The sequence below is a fragment of the Dictyobacter vulcani genome (assembly GCF_008974265.1).
Lineage (GTDB): Bacteria > Chloroflexota > Ktedonobacteria > Ktedonobacterales > Ktedonobacteraceae > Dictyobacter > Dictyobacter vulcani.
Genome location: NZ_BKZW01000001.1, coordinates 2,824,972 through 2,847,431, shown reverse-complemented (window position 1 = coordinate 2,847,431; position 22,460 = coordinate 2,824,972). Strand labels below are relative to the sequence as shown.

The window sequence follows — 22,460 nt, the reverse complement described above, 5'->3', positions numbered from 1 at the left end:
GGAGGCCGTTCGGAATTGTCAGCGGGGAGCCTCCAGGGGTGATCACGCCCCTGCGAAGAGAACACACAATGCCTGCCGGTAACGACCAGGACAAACCGTTCTCAGTGATGTAGTAAAACCTGTTGTTTTATTACAATTAAAGAAAGGTACCACCTCCATGTGCGGTATCATTGGCTACGTCGGCTCAGTTGAGACCGATGTTACTTCCATATTGCTTGATGGCCTCTCCAAACTGGAATATCGCGGCTATGATTCGGCCGGCATTGCGGTTTTAAATTCTTCAGGTACGATTGATCTCCATCGTCGGGCAGGCAAGATTGCGAATCTGGTGGCGACCGTTGAAAATGGTGATCGCCCCGGTGATAGCACCCTCGGTATCGGCCATACGCGCTGGGCGACCCATGGTCGACCAAATGACACGAACGCCCATCCTCATCCCGATTGCACTGGCAGCCTGACGGTTGTGCATAATGGCATCATTGAGAATTATGCCGAGCTGCGCCTCGAACTGCAGAAGGATGGTCATAGCTTCAAGTCGGAGACCGATAGCGAGGTGCTGGCCCACCTGATTGAGCGCGAGTACTTCGGTGCCGCCAATCATGATCTGGTGCTGGCCGTACGCACGGCCCTGCAACGCGTGACCGGTGCCTATTCCATCGGTGTGGTGAGCCAGGAGCATCCTGATCTACTGGTCGGTGCCCGCTGCGCCGGTCCATTGATAGTCGGACTCAGTGAGAACCAGCAGTTCCTGGCCTCGGATATTCCCGCCATCCTCAAACATACACGCCGCATCCTGATCCTGGAAGAGGGCGAAGTGGCCGAGTTGCGCCCCCAGGGTGTCAAATTGACCACGCTCTACGGTACAGAGATTGAGCGCGAGCCGATGATCGTCGACTGGGACATTGAGGCGGCCGAGAAGGGCGGTTATCCGCACTTCATGCTCAAAGAGATTCATGAGCAGCCAGAAGCTCTTCAGCGGGCTCTGACGGGCCGTGTGCGCGATGGTGCCCTGCACCTGTCAGAACTTGAGCGCATGGAGCATGCGGGACTCCTGAATAACATCCAGCGCATCCTGATTGTGGCCTGTGGTAGCTCCTATCACGTGGGCATGATCGCCAAGTATGCCATCGAGAAGTGGGCACGCATCCCGGTTGAGACGGTGACTGCCGCCGAGTTCCGCTATAGCGATCCGATTGTCGGACCCGAGACGCTGTGTATCGCAATCACGCAATCCGGTGAGACCGCCGATACGCTGGTCGGCATTCGCCAGGCTCGCGAACGTGGAGCCCCGGTGATCGCCGTCACCAACGTCGTCTCCAGCGCCATCACACGCCTGGCCGACGCAGTCTTCTACCTGCAGGCCGGACCCGAGATCTGCGTCGTCGCCACCAAATCCTTTGTCAGCTCGGTCGCCGTGCTCTACATGCTCGGACTCTACCTGGGCCAGAGCCGTGGTCGCATCCAGCCTGAGCAGATGCGCGAATTCCTGACCGCCATGGAGCAACTGCCGAACCAGATCCGCCATATTCTTCAGCAGGCCACCAGCGCGGATGACGTCATCGAGCCCCTGGCCAAACGCATGGCGCACATCAGCAGCATCATGTTCATCGGCCGTGGCGTCGGCTATCCCACCGCCCTCGAAGGCGCGCTCAAACTCAAAGAGATCTCCTACATCCACGCCGAAGGCTTCCCAGCCGGAGAACTCAAGCACGGCTCCATCGCCCTGCTCGACGCCGAGACGCCCCTGGTCGGTATCGCCACCGCCTCCCATGTCTATGAGAAAGTGGTCAGCAACATCCAGGAAGTACGGGCCCGCGACGCCCACATCATCGTCGTCGCCACCGAAGGAGACGAAAACATTCGCCAGCACGCCGACGACATCATGTATGTCCCGGCCACGCTCGAAGTCTTCAGTCCCCTGCTGGCCTCGATACCCCTGCAGCTCTTCGCCTACCATATCGCCATCGCCCGAGGCTGCAACGTAGACCAACCACGCAACCTCGCCAAATCCGTCACCGTAGAATAAAACAAAAAATATCCGTGGACATCAGTGCATGTCCACGGATATCCCCGTAGCGGCAGTCCTGGTGACTGCGAACGTCCCCCCACGAGCGAAGCCAGTCAGATCTCGGTCACCCCGTCCCTACTCACCTCCCCACTCGTCAACATACCTCCACCATCCCCCACGAAAATACTCTCTGGAAACTTCCCCCTTTCTACTGGCCTGAATCCACCCAAAGCTTAAGCTTTTAAATCCACGTAAGATTAGCCATTACTTCTAGCGTAGTTTATTTTATGCTTGCCTCTGTACTACCGACTAAAGGAGTTGTGCATGTCTCACGTGTCTCGCCTACAACTGGCAATTTCGCCTGCCCTGTTGGGGTCCGTACTGGTTATCATTGGCTTCTTCCTACCAGTTACCATGGCCTCTATCGCCTTTCCTCCGGATCCGCCAACGTTTTCTAGTCATTCATATTGGAATATGCTCGCTGACACAATAACTGGTGGCGCTCCAGTTAACTTTTTTATGTATCTGGCCATAGTTTCATTTTTGCTCTCGATCCTTGTGCCGCTGTGGATCTCATCAGCGCTCGTTCGCGGCCATGGCAAGCCAACCTGGCTCTTCTTCAGCCTGGGCTTCACGATCCTCGGTCTCCTCGAACACTGGTTCATGTCCTCACTGGTCGTGGGCTTACATTTCCCTGGCCATGGAATAGAGACCCATACTGCCGGTCCTGGTATTGGGGTTATGTATGGCGGTTTTTGGCTCTGCATCGTTGGTAGCCTTATCGCGCTTTATGAAGTGCATAGATTACAGCGGGCAGCCGTCAGGACTCCTGTCAGGCAACACATCACACAACGCGACATGTAGGTTCGACCCTTGCCCTCAATTGTCTCGGCCCGCACCAGAAGTGGAGTGAGACAATCGGCCGCAAGGGTCGAATCTACATGTCATATTTATTTATACATTCGTTCCAGGTTGGCGCGATCCCAGTGGGCCAGGTCGGCGGCGGACTGATAGGTGCTCTGGAAGAAGTCCAGCAGGGATTGCTCGGGCGCGGCGGCCTGGCGCATATCGTCGTAGAGGTAGAAGAATTCGGCCAGCTCGGCGTTGTGGAAGGCTTTGTCCGGCTGGATGGCGACACTGCCCAGCCCTGGTGGTTCTGGCGCGGCATAGGCGTAGAAGGCAGGCTGGGGGAAGTCAGCATTGCCGGGCCAGAAGCCGAAGCTGATCACTTCATGTGAATAGGCTTCACGCGTAATGCGGTCGGCCCCCGGGCGTTCAGGTGCTCTACGACCGGAGAAGCGCGTCAGGGCCAGGTCAAAGCTGCCCCAGAAGAAGTGGACGGGACTACTCTTGCCAATAAAGCGGCCGCGAAACTGCTTGAGGATGGTGTCTGTGCGCAGCAGGATATGCCAGAAGTTCTGGACCATGATGGGATCGTAGGCGGCATGAATATCATCGCGCTCAAAGGGGATCGGATCCTTGATCTCGTTGGGCAGGGAATTGATCTCTACCTGGATGCCTAATGCTCTGAGTGTGGTCAACAGCTCATAATAAAAGCTGGCCACGCTGCGGGGAGCCAGGGGCAGGATCTTCTTCTCGCCCAGGCTGGTCTCGATCAGCAGCTTATGCTGGATAAAATCAAAGGTAATCTCAAAGATGCCACCAGGATATGGAATGGGCGAGGTGGTCAGCCCACGGGCCGTTAGATACATGGGCACCTGCCACCAATGGTTGACCGTCGGACTGAGTGTCAGGCGCACCTTGCCCACGATCTGGGCCCACATATGCAGCGTCTCACAGGTGTCCCGCCAGGATTCAAATGGCAGGGCGGGCCATTTTTCCAGTGCAATCGTTTCTTGCATCTCATCTTCCTTCCCTTCACGTACCATAAAAACACAACCTGATACAAGTATACTCAACAGGCAGAAGTGACACTTCCGTCATTGCTCTTATACATACTACCATATTGCCAGGTGCTACCTGTGAGCGGTGGCCGTGGCCGCATGCCGGGCTCGCTATCACTCAGGCGATACACTTAAACCCATAAAAAAGGGACCACCTTTGTTACAAGGTGGTCCCAAATGCTCAGCGGAGCGGGATTTATTTGTAGGCGATCGAGAAAACGTGTAGCTGACTGGCGTTCGGCAACACAATTTTCGCGACAGTTTTCGCGGAATCCAGTGCGAAATTGGAGTAGTAGAGATAGTTGGTTTTGGTCTGTTGACCAGTAGGAGTATTGCGATAACTCAAGGTCGCAGCCACAGAAACATTATACTGAGCAGCCGTGGCGTTATTACACCAGTCGGCTGAACCTAAGGTGATATTCTGGGTGGTCCCATCTGTATAGACGATGGTGGCAGTTCCCGAAGTGCCACCGCCCGTGGCAGAAAGGATAAAGCCGACACTGGTGCGTCCAGCGGTAGGAACCGTCTCGATACCCTGACCGACAGCAGCATAATTGTTTGGTGAGCCAGAGAAGGTCGAGTAACCCTCGTTGGTGCCAAACTTGAAGTCGAAACCATCATGGGTATAGGTTCCAGTGGCAACAATCCCATAGTTCTGCAAAGCAATCTCGGAGTAGCTATAACCGCCGCCATCAAAGTTAGCCAGTTTGGTGGCATTATCATTACTGATACCGATGTTGTTATAATTGCCGACGCGCTCACCCACGGCGAAGATATGCATCAGGCCACCGGTGGTGGTGGGCAATTGCACACTAGCAATCGTCTTGTTCACCTGGATCGGGACTTCAGCATAGTACAGATTGTTCTTAATCGACTGCTGACCATACGCACCGTTACGGTACGGCATGCTGGCTGCCACCGTATTGTTGTACTGCGGGGCCGCAGCGCACCAATCGCTAAAGCCCAGCGTATATGCCTGGGTTGAGCCATCGGTATAGGTAATCAAGCCGTTACCAGTTGAGCCACCATTCACCGAGGATCCGATAAAGCCCAGTGTGCTCGCACCAGCCACCGCAGTCACCCCGATTGGTTGTCCATTGGCCAACCAGTTATCCGGGAAGACTCCATTGGATGTCTGGAGGTAGAAATTCATGCCATTCACGCGATATGGAGCCAGATTACCTGCGGAACTGAAAAAGACGTGCGCATTATTCAGAGCCTCGGCGGAATAGCTGTGGTAGCCACCATCAAAATTGCCGAACAGAGAACCCTGATCGCTCGAGACACCCACGCTATCATAGAAGCCCGCGACCCCGGTCGCGATCGAGTAGACGTGGATCTTCCCTTGATTGGTAGAGGCTGGCAGCGTGACGCTGCTCACGGTCTTTCCTGCCTGCAGATTTACATCAGCATAGAACAGGAACGCATTGACCTTTTGCTGGCCACTGCGGGTATTACGATAGGTCATGCCCTCAAAGTAGCGATTGTTAAAAGAAGGAGCCTGTGTATACCCGTTGAGGGTCCAGTCGCTAAAGCCCAGCGTGAACTGCTGCTGCGAACCGTCGCTATAATTGATGGTTGCGCTACCATAAGAAGGACCACCGGTAGCGGCGCCTACAAAGCCTAATTTCGTGGCTCCGGCCACGGATGTGACTGCGATTGTCTGACCATTCGCCTGATAGTTATCAGGGCTACCTGGCAACACATCTGGCCATAGGAAGCGCATACCATAATCGCCGGCGAGATTCTGATTATACAGCACGGTATAACCTATGCCCCAACCGATTGCGCCACTGGAATAGCTGTATCCGGCGCCATCAAAATTGCCCGGGGTGGTGTAGGCATCGTCACTCATACCGGTATTGTTATAAGCATTGGCAGGAGCAACATTATTGCTATAGCTAAAAATGTGCATCTGCGCGCTGCCAGTCAAAGTTGGCAATACCGCAGTGACAGGAGTTTTATTGGCATCGAGCGTGATCGAAGCATAGAAAAGATAGGTTTTGACGTTTTGCTCACCGCTTCTGGTATCACGTCGGGTCTGGGCAGAAATAATTTTATTGCCATAGGATGGGGACTGTGTACCACCACCCAGAGTCCAATCGCTAAAGCCCAGTGGTAGAACCTGTTGTGTACCATCGCTATAGAGCACAAGCACCGAACCAGACGCCGCACCATGTGTTGCCGAGCCGATAAAGCCAACTTTATGTGCTCCGGTCCCTGACAGCGGTAGATTTTGTCCCATGGTCTGCCAGTTATCGGTCAGGTTAGGATAGTTGACATGGTTAATGTTTGGCCAGTTGAATTGTAAGCCATCATAAGCAAAAGGAATGTTTGGCTCAAGGTCGCTTTCAATCAACGCACTATAGGAGTAGCTATAACCAGCACCATCAAAGTCCGCGGCCAGAGTATTTTTAGCTGTACTGATACCAACACTGTTGAATGACGGCACATTGGCTGCGGCTGCAACAGCATTTGCCTTAAAGCTGCCCGAGCCTGGCGCAATGGTGCGCCGATGCTGCTGCACCTCTTTTTGAATGGTCGCAATATCACCATTCAATCCAGAAACTGAAGCGGCCTTAGAAGGGGTGTGTTGTGCGATTAGCAGACTGGCAGAAAACGCGGCACCAGCCAGTACGACAAGGGCCAGGAAGGAAGAGACCAGGATCTTACCACGGCGGCGGGGAGTTTTGGTGCGTGGCTCGGTAGGGATCGTGGCTTGCTCATCATGCATTGCATTCTTATACATTTTTCACCTGGTTCAGTGAACCATTGATCTCCAGCGGGAGGCCTAGAAAAAAACAAAAATTACATATAATTTTGCAGAAATGTATTCATCATAAAGCCATTCCTACAAAAGCGAACATGCATACTATGCGTCTGGTGCAAGATAGATTTCATTAATTTAAAGTTTATAGATAGAATATAGCAATAGTTGCGACACATGTATGCTTTATTAAGCATAAAGTCAACAATGAAACATGTCAATAAAAAGATTCAAAGCAATGACTTTTGGTTTATCCAACAATACATGTGCCACTCATACTGCATCTGAGCAGACAGAAAAGTTTGTTAGATTGGGTGGAGAACGCCAGTGAGAGCACAAAGAACGTGCCCGTGCTCATCTTTATACTGTATACTTATAGCGCGGGGCGGCGTATTGTATGTAACAAGTTCCAACTGTTAACAGTTGCAAGGAGGCGTTGTCTATGTCCCTGCAAGCTCATAGTTTTACTATCGGTGTTGAAGAAGAATATCAGGTAATTGATCCCGAGACACGTGAGCTGAGTCAGTCAACCCAGCTGATTCTGCCCGAAGCACAAAAAACGCTGGGCGACAATGTCCAGCATGAGATGATTCTATCCCAAATCGAGATCGCAACCCCGATCTGCCACTCGTTGGCGGAAGTACAGGGAGAGTTAATCCGCTTACGTGGAGGGGTAATCGCTGCTGCTGATCATGTAGATAAACAGATCGCTGCCGCCGGGACGCATCCGTTTTCGCAGTGGAGCGAACAAACGGTAACCCCGAAGGAGCGCTATATCTCGCTGATTGAGACGTATCAGCAGATGATACGTGAGCAAGTCATTTTTGGTTGCCATGTGCACATTGGCGTGCCAGATCCTGAGATTGCCATCCAGATCCTGAATCATGCCCGCGTCTGGCTCTCACCCATTATTGCTTTAACCGCGAATTCTCCTTTCTGGTTGGGTGCGGACACCGGCTATCAGGATTATCGCACCGGACTCTGGTGGACGGTTCCGCTGGCGGGTCCGCCGCCGCCGTTTACCTCCTATGCTGATTATCGGCAGACCATCGACAATATGATTGAGACGGAAAGCATTGATGATGCGACCAAAATCTATTGGGATTTACGTCCATCTGAACGCTTCCCGACCCTTGAGTTTCGTGTGATGGATGTCGCGATGACGCTGGAAGAGGCTGTCATGATGGCGGGCCTGATTCGTGGGCTGGTCCACACCTGCTATGACCGCATCATGCGCAAGATGCCGTGCCCTGATTTCACCACCGATCAACTTCGTGTGATGCACTGGCGCGCCGCACGCTATGGTCTGAGTGAACGCTTGATCGATATCCAGGCCCGACGGAGTATGCCGGCCCGCGAGTGTATCAACAATATGCTTGAATTCATCCGCCCGGCCCTAGAAGTTGAAGGAGATTGGCCGCAGGTCGCGAACAACGTTCAGCGTATCCTGAACGAAGGAAACGGCGCCCAACGCCAGCACGCAGTCTACCAACGCACCGGAGATTTCCGTGCCCTGGTAGATTACATCGTGGCCGAAACCCGCAACTTCCCACAGCCAACCCGAATCCTGACACATCAAGCCGTATAACAGTAAATAGAAGCATCGACAAAACGCTCCCGCCCCGCATTGCTCCCATGGCAACGTCGCACGGAGCATTTTTTTATGCCAGTACGCCGGAATTTTAATGATCTTTAAGGTACCAATCGGTGGTGGTGAGACCCTGATAGGTCATGGTTTTTTGTACTACATCAGCGGGCGCGGCTGGAAACTGCCTGATGGGAAGACCTTGCTCGGCCAGTTGCATCGTGTCGTGCCAGATCTGCCCGGCACCATCCGTAGCCGCTACATTGCGCAAAGGTTCATATTTTTGATTCCCTGCCCATACTCCTACTACATAGTCTGTAGTATAACCAACGGTCCAGTTATCACGGGCCATATCGCTCTCACCAGTCTGGATGGCGGCCGGGCGGATCGTTCCTGGTTGGCCTGCCTGGCATTGCTGGCTCGAAGCAGTATAAAGGATGACTGGATTGCAGGCTTCAAAGTTTTGTGTGTGCGCCTGTTGATCACTCAAGATGTCGGTGATCATAAAGGCAACGCCAGACTTAAGAATTCGTTTGCCTGCCTGGCTGGCCTGGTACAGTACACGCCCATCAGCACCCTTAACCAGTTCGATGGTATGGGATGCCACATGGACGCCCTGATTCGCCATCGTGCCATAGGCAACCGTCGTATTCAAGACCGTTTGATCTTGAGTGCCTAGAGACATTGCATAACCGTTAGCTATTTCATCTAAGCCAAGTGCCTGTGCTTGCCTGGACAGGGCATTGATCCCGGTGCGGGTTACAAGCTCGACGGCGGGGATATTACGATTGGTTTGCAGGGCATGGCGATACGATATCAACCCCAACTCGTTCCTATCGTTATCGTATGGTGCATAGCCTTGAATATTACCTTCATTAATTGGAAAGATCTGGTGGACATCATTGACGACCTCGCCCGGACTGATGCCTTGCTCAAAAGCGGTGATATAGTCGATGGGTTTAAAGGTGGAAGCCGGCGGGCGTCCCTTTTGCGTGGCGGCGTTGAACTCAGGATCCTGATTGCTCACGCTTCCATAGAGTGCGCGGATCGAGCCATCGTGATAATCCAGCACGACGGTGGCAGCATCATCAATGTTATGCTCCTTTTTGGCGGTGACAATCGTCTGCTGCGCCTTCTGGTAGGACTGCATCTGTAGATTCGTGTCCAGTGTGGTCGTTACGTTGAGTCCCATACGGCCGAGCTCTGTCTGCTGCACGTGCAGGTCATTGGCAAGTTCATTCAGCGAATAATTGATAAAGTCTCGGGTCACTGGTGTCGTGCCCAGTGTCACCTTATCATTGCTCTCCACCTGATAGAGCAATTTGCCGTGGCGATCAAACATTTGCAACGGACTCTTCGGATGCGGCGTGGCTGGTTGGAAGGGCTTCTGATACTGGGTAAAGATAAATAGGCTACTGCCAATCAGTAAGATACAGGCGGCCACTATTAATAGGATACTCAGGTTGCGCCGCCATGGTTTGCGCGGTGCCAGTTTTGGGGTTGGTCGCGGTGGATTGGCTGTGCTCGGCTGCGGAAATTTAACGACGGTTCTGGCATCAGTCATAGCAGGTTGCTCCTCCAGCAACGGATAGCGTTCCGCCAAACGGTGCCACACGCGATCCATAATACCATCGTCCCCATAATAGAGTGTCTGGTACAGCTCTTGTAAGACCTGCTCATCCGGGGAAGCGCCAGGTTGCGCCTGACCATGAGCCTGGAATACTTGCTCGATCTTCTGCTCGATATTGTCGGCTGTAACCTTATCATCGTACGGTCTCATGTCTTACCTCCCCTGTTTCTCACGATAGACATTACGTAACAGAGTAACCGCTCGCCAGAGAAGGCCACGCACCGCGGTATCGCTTTTATGTAAGAGTTGGGCAATTTCTTTCGAGGACATACCATAGGTGAAGCGTAGCCGCAGTATCTCCTGGTGGTCGGTAGGCAGGTTGGAAATATGGGACCGCAACTCGGCATGGCTTTCCTGGCGCATCGCCACATATTCGGGCGCCACCTCATCGCTCTCAAATAGCAGGTGGGCACTGTCATCAAGGGTTGTTGTCTGCCGATACGATTGGCGGCGATAATGATCGACCATCTTATTATGGGCCACCCGTTTCAACCAGGCTAGCTGTTCATTCTCCGGCAGGGTTAATAGTCTGGGACTCTCGATCGCTGCGGTGAACACCTCTAACAGCAAATCTTCGGCATCCTCTACCTGCACGCCCCGTTTCCAGAATAAAGCCAGAATAATCGGCGCATATTGCTTGAACAGGTGCGCAATCGGTGATGCATGAGTGGAAAATTGTGCATGTTGCATATGATGCATCGTCTTCCTTTGACATAAAAGTAATTTTTAATTGCTTGTACTAACTCATCGTTTGATGCAAAAAAATGTTAGAGGAGAAGGATATTTAGCATTGTATTTATCAACTTCAATGACTTTGACTAAAAAGGTTACATAATTATACAGAATGTGGGAGATAGTGTCGTCAATAATATGTTCACACGAAATAGACAAATATGCTGTGAGTAATCACTACCTCCGAACGATAGCATATATGTATTTCGTGTCACACGAACCCTATACACGATCCTGTTCTGAGATGTCATCCATCCATTGACCCGACGCGCAGATGACAGTCCATATTCAGTACATGCAACATCCTGGCCTGTCATCCTTATGTCTTACTTTGTAATTATGGAAAGCGAGAAACTGATGAAAACTTTATTACGCAGTGTATCGATCCTGGGGGCCGTATCGCCATACTGGTAGGCATGATGGCGCTGTTTATCTTCTCTTCCGCCAGCGCCTTTGCCGCGCCTGCGGACAACGCCTTTGTACGGGTCGTCCACGCTTCTCCTGCGGCGGGTACCGTCGATGTCTTTGTCGATGGCAACAAGCTGCTACCGAATTTCACCTTCGGCACCGTCACCGGTTATGTCTCGGTACCAGCTGGCGCCCATAAGATCCAGGTGGCTCCGGCCGGTAAAGGGGCTGATGCCGCGGTGATCAACGAGACCGTCTCGGTCAATGCTGGCGTACCATATACCGTGGCCGCCATTGGCACCAAAGATACAGGCTTCGGCCTGCAGGCTTTTGCCGACGACAATATGTTGTCAGGCGGTATGACCAAAGTGCGTGTCTATCACCTGTCGCCCAATGCGGGTCCGGTCAATGTTGCAACAGGTGGCAACACTGTCATCACTGGCCTGACCTACAAAAATGCCAGTGACTATCTGACCGTGCCACCGGCCGCCTACACTTTCAATGTGACCGCCACACAGGCCAACGCCACCGTGCCGGTCAGCGCGACGTTGAAAGATAATACCGTCAACAGCGTCTTCGCCATTGGACTCTACAAAGGTGATCCTGCTTTGAAGTTCGTAGTTGGGACGGTTCCAGGTGTACCAGGCATGCCACAGACTGGTAGCAATCCAAACGTAGCTGCTCCTACCTCCAGCAATTCCACATTGCTCTGGTTTGTGGGTGCGGTTGCCCTGCTCATCAGTGGTGGCGCGAGCTATGCCATTCGCTCTAGCCGCGTCAAACACTAGGCAGTTGCGCTCTATGTGGTTGACATGCATCGATCTGAGCACTATGATGCGTGTCAGTCACATAGAGATGTTTCTATCAGAAAGGTGTTATCGCCAGTGCGTACCAGTCGTTTGTCTCTTGTATTTATGAGCATCTGCCTGCTCTTCGTGTTAAGCGCGTGTGGGGATAACAGTACATCAACCGCCCGGACCACGCCCACGCTGCCGACTGCGACACAGACGCCAGCCAGCAAAGCAACGCCCACGCCAGCCTCGACGACTCAGACCAGCGTATCCATCACCGATCCTGTGCATATCAAGATTCCCGCCATCAACGTCGACACCGACATCGAGCCCGTTGGCGTCCTACCCAGCGGCAACATGGACACTCCTCAGCACAATCCCTGGGACGGCACCGGCTGGTACAATAGCGGCACCCGACCCGGCGAACTGGGGAGCGCCGTCATTGACGGACACGTCGACCGGCCCGGAGGCGGGCCCGCCATCTTCTGGAACCTGCGCAACATGAAACCCGGGGACAAAGTCCTCATCACCACTCGCAGCGGCCAGCACCTCAGCTTCCACACCACCAAAAGCGAAGCCATCCCCCCAGACAAAGCTACCTCCAGGGCATCTTTGGCGACAGCAGCGGCCACTACCTCAACCTTATCACCTGCGCCGGCGTCTGGGTCCCCAGCGAAAACCAGACCACCCTCCGCATGGTCGTCTACACCAAACTCGACCCGTAGCGGCAGCCCTCGTGGCTGCAACCTCTTCCCGCATGAATACCTCCCCATCGTACCGGCAGCCTTCACGGCTGCAACCTCTCCGCTTACATCTTCCATGCATCTCATAATAAGATGCATGGAAGATGTAAAATCTATATTCATCAATATAGCTTACGCCTGACGGTGTGAGCCCTCGATCATTTGCCCACTGATCAACTCGAAGGCCTGGCTCCAGGCATCCTGCATAGCTGGCGTAAACCGAGTGCCAAGATACTCATGGAAGGTCTCTAATAACACTCCACCAACGAGGGGATAGTGCTCCGGTTTGGCACCATAGCGCTCGTGTTTATCGCCAAGTTGATGCAAGGTCGGCGTCAAATTGTCGCCGCGTTCGACGCCTGCAATTACAACAGCCAGCGTCGCCATCAAGGATTCCTCTTGCCGGACCATATTTGTATTGGCAAAGAGAGGTCTGGTAGCAGGATAATAAGAAAATAAGCGCTCATAAAAGCTATGGGCAAACACCTCTTTCTGCGGTGCCACCATCTCGAAGCTCTGTTTCAACATATTGACATCCATACTGAGTATCCTCCTATCAAATCGCATACTTACATAACCAGCAACAGCTAACTCTGCTGTCACCTGTTTGATAAACACCTCTGATTTGTGCAATAAAACTGCGATACGGCTTATATCTCTGGTCCCATCAGCCAGCCAGAAAACCTGCCGATACTGGCGTTTCCATGTGGTCGCCCAGGGAGATGTAAAAACAGTCGTTTGAAGCGCGTAAGGCGTACGTTCAGGAATAAGTTTTTCTCTATCCAGAAGACCTGCTTCTCCTTTCTATGCATTCCTCAATAAAGCGTATGCGAGAATTATAACCTTTATCTACCTTATATACCAAATCAAATAGAAATTTATCATTATTTTTTATTTCATCACTTATAAATCACATAATCATTAAGGCCTACGGCGAATGGCATTATAGATAATCCGAACTCGATTTTGAGCTGATTATGGTATAAAGAAGAAGATACATTCAGGGAAGTTACAAAAAGGCACATAAGGATTTTGTATGACCGCACATGACTATCTCCGCACCATTGATCTGGCGCAGGCCGGACATATCAGCGTCCAACAGGTGCGCAACTATGAGGCCAGTGGCTTTATCCCACCTGCTGAGCGCAGTTCAAGCGGTTATCGTCTCTATACCAGGCGACACCTGGTCGCGCTGCAGACCGCCCGCAGTCTGGTTCCTGGCTATGGCTGGCAGCGCTCGCTGGCAATTATGCAGGCGCTCCACCAGGATAAACTGGCGCAGGCGCTCACGCTGATCGATGAGCGCCACGCTGAGCTTGCCAGCAAGCGTATCCAGGTGGAGCAGACACTGGCGGCTTTGAGTACGCTGGCCACACAGCAGGCGGCTCCATTGGCCAGCACGCATTATACGCAACCACTGCGCGTCGGCGAGGCGGCCAGAGAGGTCGGCGTGCGTGTCTCGGCCCTGCATTTCTGGGAACAACTGGGACTCTTGCAACCGGCTCGCGATCGGAGCAGCCATTACCGCCTCTATGATGAGCAGCAGATGCGCCGCCTGCGCGTCGTGGTCCTGCTCCGCGAGGCTGGCTATGATTTCAATGTAATTGAGCCTGTGCTCACTGAACTGGCAGCCGGGCGGCCCGAAAAAGCGATCGTGGCCATTGAGAAGAGGCGTGAGGAACACACGCGCATCAGCTGGCAATGCGTGACCGCCCTGGCCGTATTTCAGCGCTACGTGAGCGAGTTTATGACACCACTTTCTTCTTCCTGAACAGCCGGGGCATCCTCTCCTTACGTAAACGCGGATCAGCAATCTCATCAATGCCAAAATTGATCAACGATAAGCCGGCACCCAGGACCGCTATGCACAGTCCTGGCGGGATAAACCACCACCAGAGTCCGGAGATCAAGGCATTATCTCGCTGCGCCCAGTAGAACATACTGCCCCAGCTCACATTGTTGGCATCGCCCAATCCCAGAAACTCCAGCGACGCCGAGGCCAGGATCACATAGAGCGTGGTGCTGACAAAGTTGGCGGCCACAATCGAAATCTCATTGGGAAAGATCTCAAAGAAGATCAGTCGCCAGGTCGTCTCGCCATTGGCGCGGGCCGCCGTCACAAACTCGCGGCTGCGCATCGAGAGCGTCTGTGAGCGCAGTACGCGCGCCCCCCAGGACCAGCTGGTAAAGATAATTACCAGCGCCACCGTGGCGGGTCCGCGTGGGAAATAGGATGCCAGCACAATCGCCAGCGGCAAGGCCGGCAGGACCAGGAAGACATTGGTGAGCAGGGAAAGAACCTCGTCGGTAAGACCACCAAAATAGCCGCTAACCAGGCCCACCGCAATTGACAGCACCGTCACAGAGATCCCGGTCAGTAATCCCCAGAAAATCGAGGAGCGCGTCCCCACCACGAGCTGACTGAAGATATCCTGTCCCACCGCCGTCGTCCCCAGCCAGTGGGCCGCCGAAGGGGCCGCCTGCGCATTATCGGACAATCTATTCGGATCGGTATGGATGAAAAATGGACCCAGGATGGCGACAAGGATAAAGAAGAGCACGATCACAGTGCCCACGGCAACTTTCTTGTTCCTCGTCACTTGCTGCCACACAGTCTGCACACCGCGCCCGAGCCGCTCATACCATGGTCGGCGCAACGCATCCAGCGTAGCTATCTCTGGCGGCGGTGGTGGCAGTGCAGGACTGGACGCCGAGCCACTGAATTGGGATGAAGATGTCCCCATAAGCTTACGCGCTCCTCTCCTGGCGTACCCGTGGATCCAGCGCCACATAGACCAGATCGGCGATAAAGTTCGCTCCCAGGACCGCCAGCGCAATGATCAAAAAGATCCCCTGTAATAGTGGATAATCCTGGCCCTGAACCGCCTGCAGCAGCGAGAAGCCAATCCCGGGATAAGAAAAGACAATCTCCGTCAGTAACTGTCCCCCGACAATCGAGCCGATCGCCAGCGCAAAACCCGTCACATTCGGCAGGATCGCGTTACGTGCCGCATACAAAAACATCACCCGCCCACGCGCCAATCCCTTGGCATCCGCCATCAATACATAATCCTCGGACAGCGTCGTGATCATCGAGTTGCGCATCACCAGCATCCAGCCCGCAATCGAAGACAGCACAATCGTCAGAGCCGGCAGAATCGCATGATAGAGGGCACTAAGAATAAAATCTGGATTCCATCCCATATCCAGCGTCGTATCATAGCCATCCGCAAAAGGAAACCAGTTCAGCGTAAAACCAAAGAAATACAGAATAATCAGGGCCAGCCAGAAATACGGAATCGCCGACAGAAACGTCATCGCCGGAGACAGAAATGTATCCAGCACCGAACCACGCTTCCACGCCATCACAATTCCAAACAGACACCCCAGAAAGAAACTGATCAAGACCGCCACCGCCCCCAGCAGAATCGTCCAGACAATATTCTGGGCAATAATTGTCGTCACTGGTACCGGATACTGCACATACGAAATCCCAAAATCTCCATGCAGCATATTATTCAGATACTTAACATACTGCACCCAGATCGAATCACTCGTATTCACCCCGAACGCCGCCTCCAAAGCCCGCTCAGCCGCCGGACTAATCGGCCCCCGCCGCTCCAACCGCGTCATCATCGCCTGCGCAGGATTACCAGGAGCCAGCCGAGGAATAAAAAAATTCAACGTAATCGCTATCCAGATAGCCATCAAATAAAAGAAAACCCGACGAAACAAATGGCGCATCCCAAAAACTCCTTCTTCATCCCGCCCCGTCCCGTAGCGGCAGCGCTTGTCGCTGCGACCTCTCCGCGTACGATCAGGCTCCCCTCGTGGCTGGCCACACATACTATGTCAGGGCCAGCCACGCGTGGGACCAACGCTTATGCCACCGGCTTCAAATTAAGTACGACCATCAAATTATCAGGAGTTGAATAGGCAGCCCCGACCGCATATGGATCATCTTTGCTGGGCCAGCCAGTGAAGTGTTTGGTGCTATATTCATACCAGGCAGCCGCATTCACCAGCGGAATATTCGGCAACTTATCGGCATAAATTTTCGCCAATCCCATGATTGCCTGCTTCTGTTTGGCAGGATCAACGGTCGAAGAATAGTCCTGCAGCAGTTTGTCGGTCTGAGCATCTTTCCATTTGCCCCAGTTGAAGCCTTTCGGTGAAAGGTTGGCGCTATTCAGATGGGTATCATACAGGTAGAAAGGTGTTGGTCCCCCGAATAGACCACCGATCAAGGCATCGTAGTTGCCATTATTACGCGCGTCAAAGTAGGCACTATCCTGGATCGTATCGACTGAAGCATCGATGCCAGCATCCTTCAGGTTCTGCATAACCACCGAAGCCATCGTCTCCCAGTCGGTCCAGCCACTGACCACCTTGATTGAGAAGGATATTTTCTTGCCATTCTTCGCATACATGCCATCGCTGCCTTTGGCATAGCCCGCGCTCTGTAGCAACTGTCCCGCCTTCGCCATGTCAGCCGTGGATGAGACATTCTGATATGCTGGATCCAGATAATCCTTAGCATTCGGCAAGATCAATCCAGTGGTGCTGGCAGGAGCCACATAGCCACTCTCAGCCTGTTTGGACAACTGGCCCCGATCAATGGCTGCACTGATCGCCTGCCGTACCTTGACATCGTTGAACGGGGCTTTGGTCAGGTTGACATACAGCGTAAACATATCGGTCGGAGCCATCCAGTAAAAATTATGTTGCGGATCTTTCTGCACATAAGTCTTGTCCAGATCAGGTGCGAAGAAGCTACCCCAGTCGATCTCGCCCTTCATCAGCTTCAACTGCAGGGTCTGATTGTCTTTTACCGCTGGATAATGCAGTTCATCTACCTGTACCTTGTCAGCCTGCCAGTAGCTGGGATTTTTGGTATAGGTCAGCATTTGCGGCGAGAACTTCGCGAACTTGAAGGGACCAGTTCCAACGGGTGTCGCATTATCAAATTTGGTGGGATCCACATTCTGGAAGATATGTGCCGGCACAATGAAGGTCTGTCCACCAATATACCAGAGCAGCGGAGCATTAGCCGTCTTGAAGTTCACCACCACCGTCTTCGCATCTGATGCCGTGACCGAGCTTAAATAGTTCCACAGCCCTTTAGAGTCGGCCGCCGGATACTTCTTGAGCATATTGAACGTAAAGGCTACATCCGAGGCGCTAAAGGCCTGCCCATCCGACCATTTAACATTCTCACGGATCGTAAAGGTCAGTTGCTTCTGATCTGTACTCCATTTGTAATCAGTGGCTAACAGATTCTGTACTTTGCCATCATTGCGATTAAAGAAGAGCAACGTCTCATACACCATGCCATCAATGCCTTCATTGACCAGCGTCGGATTGTATGGACTTAAGGATTTGGTGTAATCGCCACCAACATGAGCACCGATAGTCAGAATGTGCTTCTTGCTGGCAGCACCAGAGGTATCATTGCCGCTATTACCACAGGCGGCGAGGATCAGGACCAGAATAATGAGGAGTGAAAATAAAGCCAGTCCGCTTTTGCTTTTATTCTCCTTGATCGATGCAACGAGAGTTGGAGCCACGCTAAACCTCCTAAAGGTCATTAAAACAGCGCGTTAAAAAATAAAGCCATCACGTTTTTATCCAGACATACCGCCGAAAAGACGTATCCTTTCGGTGAGCAAACCAGCCCGAATGGTCACCATTGACCGCGCAAGCCCAATAGTCGTCTAGACTACTAGACCAATAAACATGGCAAGCAAAACTATTCCAACCAACACCGACCGCCCGGCGGTCTCGATCATAAATACACGCAGATAAGTTCATTGATCCTGCAAAGATCATCTACGCATATACACCCACATCACCACAGTCTACACGCTGTACCATTTTTCACTTCCCTTAACATCGAATAAATTGGATGAAAAGCAGGGAAATAGCTTACAATCAGAGCGTAGAAAAATATCAGTGATGTGCATATGAAAAACATACACGGAATTACAAGCATTGTCAAGTCATCTAGACCACTAGACCAAAATAAGATACACAAAAAACGGCAACCCATCGTTGTCGTTGCCGTCAAGCCTACGTTAATGCCAGCACGAGTGGATGGCGGCGCAAGTCTTTTAAGCTGAAGAAGATACTGCCGCGCACCAGGGGATAGTGCCGATTCATCTGGAGTTGTTGCTGTATTTGATGGGGATCCGACCATGGTCCGGGCTGTGTCCCGACTTTATAGGCGGCCTGCCCGATATAGAGTTGGACCGGACTTCCATCAACTTCGTGTGCCCACCAGCGGACCAGTGTTTGATAGTCGGCTGGCGCGAAGCCGATATTCCAATAGATCTGCGGGACCACATAATCCAGCCAGCGCTGCCGAATCCAGTGGCGGATGTCGGCATAGAGATTATCATAATCTGTGACCTGTGCTCGCGTATCTGAGCCACTGGCTTCGGCGCTCTTATTGCGCCAGACGCCAAAGGGACTGATGCCGAACTCTACACGTGGTTTTAGCTGTTTGATGCGCTGTGACAGCTCATGTACAAACTGATTGATGTTGTCCCGCCGCCAATCACCTTTCGTCGCAAAGGTCCGCGTCCCATAGCGCTGATAGGTCTCCTGATCGGGAAAAGCCTGGCCAGCCACCGGATAGGGATAAAAATAATCATCCAGGTGTACAGCATCAATGGCATATCTACGCACGACTTCCAGGATACTGTTGATCACGAACTCTCTGACCGCTGGTATGCCGGGATTATAGTAAAGCTGGCCGCCATAGTGTACCAACCAATCCGGATGCGACCGCGCCGGATGATTGGCTACCAGCACGTTCACATTATCCTGGTTCGCTACTCGATAAGGATTAAACCAGGCGTGAAACGCCAGTCCTCGTTTATGGGCTTCAGCCAGCATAAAGGCCAGCGGATCATAACCGGGATTCTTCCCCTGCATGCCGGTTAAAAAGCGCGACCACGGTGCATAGTGTGAGGGATAAAATGCATCGGCCATTGGTCGCACCTGTACCACCACTGTATTCAGATGCATGGCCCGTACCTCATCCAGCCGCGCTCGAAATTCCTGTCGCTGCACGTCTGCCGCCAGACAGGGGCGAGAAGGCCAGTCGAGATTATCCACAGTTGCTATCCATACCCCTCTCATCTCTCGCCCCAAACCGACCTGGCCCGCCAGGCGTATTCCCGTTCCATGCTTGCTATCGGCTGCTCCGGCGCAGGACACCACCAGCAATCCGACCAGCACCCACAGCCACACGCGGGCACATAACCATTTTCCTCGCATATAACCACCTCCCACTATCTATCATAGCCTGTGCCCCACTATGGCTTTGCTCTATTGCAGCTTGAGTTTTTCTCGCCAGATAGCATTAGCATAGCCAACCTGACCATTACAGATGGTGGCTTGCAGTTCCAGTGCTTGATTATAAATAACCAGGTCCGCGTCATAGCCGGTTCTGAGCAGGCCTTTGCGGTTCGCGACATGGGCTGAACGGGCAGGATTGTAGGAGAGCATCGCAGATACTTCGGACAGGTTGACGTGGGTGATCTCAAGCATATTGCGCAGGGCCTGGTCCATGGTCAGGACACTGCCGGTGAGGGTGCCATCGGAGAGGCGGGCGGCCCCACAAATCACGCGGGCCTGTTGTCCTGCGAATTCAAAGGTCGCATCGGGAATACCAGCGCCGGCCAGAGCATCGGTGACCACGATGGTACGCTGCGGTCCAAGCAATCTGACCAGCATATCCATCATGGCCGGATGCACATGGATACCATCGCCAATAAGCTCGCCCAGCACCTGATCCGCCTGCACAATCGCGGCCAGGGGTCCGGGATCTCGATGCTTGAGTTGGCGCATGGCGTTAAAGCAGTGGGTGGCATGCGTAATACCCAGTTTCAGCGCCTCGCGCGCCTGCTCATAATCGGCGTCAGTATGACCAATACTCACGGTCACACCCGCCTCAACCAGGCTGCGGATCATCTCATGGGCACCGGGTAACTCAGGCGCAATGGTGATCAATTGTAGATGGCCCCGCGTCAGGTCCATGATCAGTTCAGTCTCTTCCACATCAGGAGTTCGCAGCCAGACCGGTGGATGGGCACCGCGCTTCTCAACACTGATATAGGGACCTTCCAGGTGGATGCCAACTGGCTCGGCACCAGGGACCTGTGGATTCTTGCTGGCCTGCTCAATCGCTGTCGCCGCTGTATTCAGTTGCTGCTCCGGCAACGCATTGGGCGTCCCTACGACCGCGATCAGAAAAGAGGTAACCCCCGTGGCAGGAATCCAGCGTTGATATGAGCAAATCTCTTCGACATCTGTCGTGTGCAGGTTGAAGCCGCCACCGCCATGTGTATGCACCTCGATAAAGCCGGGCAGGATAATACTATCGCTCGCATCGATCAACTGTCTATCATCCTCGCCAGCACTTTGCTCAACCGCCTGGATCTGTCTACCATCTATAACGAGATCGCCTCGTTCAACATCCATCGTTGCATCTACAAGGTGAGCACCATGTAATGTAAACCGCATTGAGTTTCCCTCTCTCACAGACTTTATTTTCTCTAGCTCCACCATAATCGCAATACATAACAAATCATAGTGGTCTATACAATATACCAATTATACCACCCTTCAACCCATAAGCTAAACCGCGAACATCCAACGAACCGTGTCCAGTCCAACAGCTAATAGCAATATATCAAATGCAAAATAGCCAATGCAAAATGATAAACCTTGACGTCCGGCAAAATATCTGTGATTATTTAAGATAGAGATGTGGTATAGACGATATACCAATTATACCAGTAGGTTCGACCCTTGAGGTCGATTAGTAGCTTCGACCCTTGAGGTCGATTAGCTTGCCATCCGATCACGTCCAGTCAGATACGTCGTGCGTTCACCCAAAGGGACAGCTTTGTATTGAAGCCAGGGGATGAATATTGGTTATAATAAGATCACGTGCACTTCACTCACCTGAGCGAAGTTAGCTACGATTGAGCAGCCTTCACGATTGCGTTTCTATAAAATGTGATGCTTTATTTGTCCCAGTAGAGACTATTGTTCGTGCAAGAGCAACAAAGGATTGGATTGTAATACATGAGCACAGTGTTTCGCAAAGGACCCCTGCCCCGCTACTATCAATTGAAGGAAATTATGCGCGAGAAGATCCGCAGCGGCGAGTGGAAGCCGGGAGATCTGATTCCTTCTGAGCGTGAACTTGGTGAACAGTATGGGATCAGTCGGATGACTGCGCGCCAGGCGATTACCGAACTGGTGAATGAGGGACTCTTCTACCGTGAGCAGGGTAAGGGGACGTTTGTCAGTCGCCATAAGATTACGCAACAATTGATCCACCTGACTGGCTTTACCGAGGATATTCGTGCCCGTGGTCAGCGTCCCGGCACAAAAGTTCTGGAGGCCCGCATGAGTCCCGCGGATGAGACGACGGCCGAGCGCCTGCGTATTAAAGCCGGCCAGCCAATCTTTTATCTACAACGTCTGCGTCTCGCCGATGATGAACCATTGGCCGTCGAGATCTCGCATTTAAGCTTTATGGGCTGCGAGAAATTGCTTGAGGAAGATCTGGAGAATAATTCCCTCTATCGCTTACTGGAAACCAAATATGGCCTGCCCTTGATGGAAGCCGAGCAGGAAATTGAAGCTGGCCTTTTTGATGAGGAGGCCGCGCAGGTACTGAAGGTTCCAGTCAATAGCGCCGCCCTCTTTACGCGCCGCATCACCTACACCGAGCGCGATCTGCCAATTGAATATGCGAAAGCCATGTACTGCGGCAACAAATATACCTACTATACCAACCTGAAACGCGAACAATTGATGCCATAGCATCGTGCAGGAACATAATCGACCGTAAATGTCGAACCTACCTTGATTA

17 protein-coding genes are annotated in these 22,460 nt (G+C 52.6%); 7 read left to right on the top strand and 10 right to left on the bottom strand.

All coding sequences use genetic code 11. The features are described from left to right. Positions 1-157: 157 nt before the first annotated feature. Together glmS and KDW_RS11965 are read left to right on the top strand one after the other, a co-directional pair. Positions 158-2,026 (top strand): glutamine--fructose-6-phosphate transaminase (isomerizing), encoded by a 1,869-nt coding sequence (gene glmS, locus KDW_RS11970; RefSeq protein ID WP_151756170.1) that lies wholly within the window; start codon positions 158-160, stop codon positions 2,024-2,026. Positions 2,027-2,332: 306 nt separating this feature from the next. After that, positions 2,333-2,872 (top strand): hypothetical protein, encoded by a 540-nt coding sequence (locus tag KDW_RS11965; protein ID WP_151756169.1) that lies wholly within the window; start codon positions 2,333-2,335, stop codon positions 2,870-2,872. 86 nt (positions 2,873-2,958) lie between these two features. Here the strand turns inward: KDW_RS11965 and KDW_RS11960 are convergent, their stop codons facing one another. After that, positions 2,959-3,870 carry a DUF5996 family protein gene (locus tag KDW_RS11960; RefSeq protein WP_151756168.1) on the bottom strand — a complete coding sequence of 304 codons (912 nt, stop codon included), beginning with the start codon at positions 3,868-3,870 and terminating at the stop codon, positions 2,959-2,961. A gap of 238 nt (positions 3,871-4,108) precedes the next feature. Then, complete coding sequence (locus KDW_RS11955; protein ID WP_151756167.1) at positions 4,109-6,661, bottom strand: beta-sandwich domain-containing protein; 2,553 nt, start codon at positions 6,659-6,661, stop codon at positions 4,109-4,111. 460 nt (positions 6,662-7,121) lie between these two features. Here KDW_RS11955 and KDW_RS11950 point away from each other — a divergent pair, with 460 nt between their 5' ends. After that, on the top strand, positions 7,122-8,267 hold the full coding sequence (locus KDW_RS11950; RefSeq protein WP_151756166.1) for a carboxylate-amine ligase: 1,146 nt from the start codon (positions 7,122-7,124) through the stop codon (positions 8,265-8,267). Between the two features lie 94 nt (positions 8,268-8,361). On the opposite strand, the gene KDW_RS11945 is transcribed toward KDW_RS11950, so the two are convergent. Beyond that, on the bottom strand, positions 8,362-10,044 hold the full coding sequence (locus KDW_RS11945; RefSeq protein WP_151756165.1) for a transglycosylase domain-containing protein: 1,683 nt from the start codon (positions 10,042-10,044) through the stop codon (positions 8,362-8,364). A gap of 3 nt (positions 10,045-10,047) precedes the next feature. After that, positions 10,048-10,584: an RNA polymerase sigma factor gene (locus tag KDW_RS11940; protein ID WP_151756164.1), complete on the bottom strand. Its 537-nt coding sequence runs from the start codon at positions 10,582-10,584 to the stop codon at positions 10,048-10,050. 458 nt (positions 10,585-11,042) lie between these two features. Between KDW_RS11940 and KDW_RS11935 the strand changes: the two genes are divergently transcribed. Together KDW_RS11935 and KDW_RS11930 are read left to right on the top strand one after the other, a co-directional pair. After that, a complete protein-coding gene (locus KDW_RS11935; protein WP_151756163.1) occupies positions 11,043-11,822 on the top strand; it encodes a DUF4397 domain-containing protein in 780 nt (259 codons plus the stop codon). 24 nt (positions 11,823-11,846) lie between these two features. Continuing rightward, complete coding sequence (locus KDW_RS11930) at positions 11,847-12,710, top strand: class F sortase (RefSeq protein ID WP_233097783.1); 864 nt, start codon at positions 11,847-11,849, stop codon at positions 12,708-12,710. Here the strand turns inward: KDW_RS11930 and KDW_RS11925 are convergent. Then, positions 12,701-13,108: a globin family protein gene (locus tag KDW_RS11925; RefSeq protein ID WP_162005160.1), complete on the bottom strand. Its 408-nt coding sequence runs from the start codon at positions 13,106-13,108 to the stop codon at positions 12,701-12,703. The two genes, KDW_RS11930 and KDW_RS11925, sit on opposite strands and share 10 nt — an antisense overlap. A gap of 496 nt (positions 13,109-13,604) precedes the next feature. Here KDW_RS11925 and KDW_RS11920 point away from each other — a divergent pair, with 496 nt between their 5' ends. Next, complete coding sequence (locus KDW_RS11920; RefSeq protein ID WP_151756160.1) at positions 13,605-14,339, top strand: MerR family transcriptional regulator; 735 nt, start codon at positions 13,605-13,607, stop codon at positions 14,337-14,339. On the opposite strand, the gene KDW_RS11915 is transcribed toward KDW_RS11920, so the two are convergent. From KDW_RS11915 to nagA, 5 genes are all read right to left on the bottom strand, one after another. Beyond that, the gene (locus tag KDW_RS11915) at positions 14,314-15,312 is read right to left on the bottom strand and encodes an ABC transporter permease (protein ID WP_151756159.1); all 999 of its coding nucleotides are present in this window, start codon (positions 15,310-15,312) and stop codon (positions 14,314-14,316) included. The two genes, KDW_RS11920 and KDW_RS11915, sit on opposite strands and share 26 nt — an antisense overlap. Before the next feature lie 4 nt (positions 15,313-15,316). Beyond that, positions 15,317-16,312, bottom strand: coding sequence for an ABC transporter permease (locus tag KDW_RS11910; RefSeq protein ID WP_151756158.1), 996 nt, complete (start codon positions 16,310-16,312; stop codon positions 15,317-15,319). A 137-nt stretch (positions 16,313-16,449) separates the two neighbouring features. Further along, positions 16,450-18,135, bottom strand: a complete 1,686-nt coding sequence (locus KDW_RS11905) for an ABC transporter substrate-binding protein (RefSeq protein WP_233097674.1) — start codon at positions 18,133-18,135, stop codon at positions 16,450-16,452. Between the two features lie 502 nt (positions 18,136-18,637). Continuing rightward, positions 18,638-19,849 carry a glycoside hydrolase family 10-like protein gene (locus tag KDW_RS11900; RefSeq protein ID WP_151756156.1) on the bottom strand — a complete coding sequence of 404 codons (1,212 nt, stop codon included), beginning with the start codon at positions 19,847-19,849 and terminating at the stop codon, positions 18,638-18,640. A gap of 51 nt (positions 19,850-19,900) precedes the next feature. Beyond that, positions 19,901-21,097: an N-acetylglucosamine-6-phosphate deacetylase gene (nagA, locus tag KDW_RS11895; RefSeq protein WP_151756155.1), complete on the bottom strand. Its 1,197-nt coding sequence runs from the start codon at positions 21,095-21,097 to the stop codon at positions 19,901-19,903. 567 nt (positions 21,098-21,664) lie between these two features. On the opposite strand from nagA, the gene KDW_RS11890 reads away from it, so the two are divergent. Next, on the top strand, positions 21,665-22,411 hold the full coding sequence (locus KDW_RS11890; protein WP_151756154.1) for a GntR family transcriptional regulator: 747 nt from the start codon (positions 21,665-21,667) through the stop codon (positions 22,409-22,411). The last annotated feature ends 49 nt before the right edge of the window (positions 22,412-22,460 follow it).

Coding starts and splice junctions, on each gene's coding strand:
- KDW_RS11945 (WP_151756165.1), bottom strand. CDS start 10,044: ATGAGACCGTACGATGATAAGGTTACAGCCGACAATATCGAGCAGAAG.
- KDW_RS11910 (WP_151756158.1), bottom strand. CDS start 16,312: ATGCGCCATTTGTTTCGTCGGGTTTTCTTTTATTTGATGGCTATCTGG.
- KDW_RS11965 (WP_151756169.1), top strand. CDS start 2,333: ATGTCTCACGTGTCTCGCCTACAACTGGCAATTTCGCCTGCCCTGTTG.
- KDW_RS11960 (WP_151756168.1), bottom strand. CDS start 3,870: ATGCAAGAAACGATTGCACTGGAAAAATGGCCCGCCCTGCCATTTGAA.
- KDW_RS11920 (WP_151756160.1), top strand. CDS start 13,605: ATGACCGCACATGACTATCTCCGCACCATTGATCTGGCGCAGGCCGGA.
- glmS (WP_151756170.1), top strand. CDS start 158: ATGTGCGGTATCATTGGCTACGTCGGCTCAGTTGAGACCGATGTTACT.
- KDW_RS11925 (WP_162005160.1), bottom strand. CDS start 13,108: ATGGATGTCAATATGTTGAAACAGAGCTTCGAGATGGTGGCACCGCAG.
- KDW_RS11890 (WP_151756154.1), top strand. CDS start 21,665: ATGAGCACAGTGTTTCGCAAAGGACCCCTGCCCCGCTACTATCAATTG.
- nagA (WP_151756155.1), bottom strand. CDS start 21,097: ATGCGGTTTACATTACATGGTGCTCACCTTGTAGATGCAACGATGGAT.
- KDW_RS11940 (WP_151756164.1), bottom strand. CDS start 10,584: ATGCAACATGCACAATTTTCCACTCATGCATCACCGATTGCGCACCTG.
- KDW_RS11955 (WP_151756167.1), bottom strand. CDS start 6,661: ATGTATAAGAATGCAATGCATGATGAGCAAGCCACGATCCCTACCGAG.
- KDW_RS11935 (WP_151756163.1), top strand. CDS start 11,043: ATGATGGCGCTGTTTATCTTCTCTTCCGCCAGCGCCTTTGCCGCGCCT.
- KDW_RS11930 (WP_233097783.1), top strand. CDS start 11,847: ATGCATCGATCTGAGCACTATGATGCGTGTCAGTCACATAGAGATGTT.
- KDW_RS11900 (WP_151756156.1), bottom strand. CDS start 19,849: ATGCGAGGAAAATGGTTATGTGCCCGCGTGTGGCTGTGGGTGCTGGTC.
- KDW_RS11915 (WP_151756159.1), bottom strand. CDS start 15,312: ATGGGGACATCTTCATCCCAATTCAGTGGCTCGGCGTCCAGTCCTGCA.
- KDW_RS11950 (WP_151756166.1), top strand. CDS start 7,122: ATGTCCCTGCAAGCTCATAGTTTTACTATCGGTGTTGAAGAAGAATAT.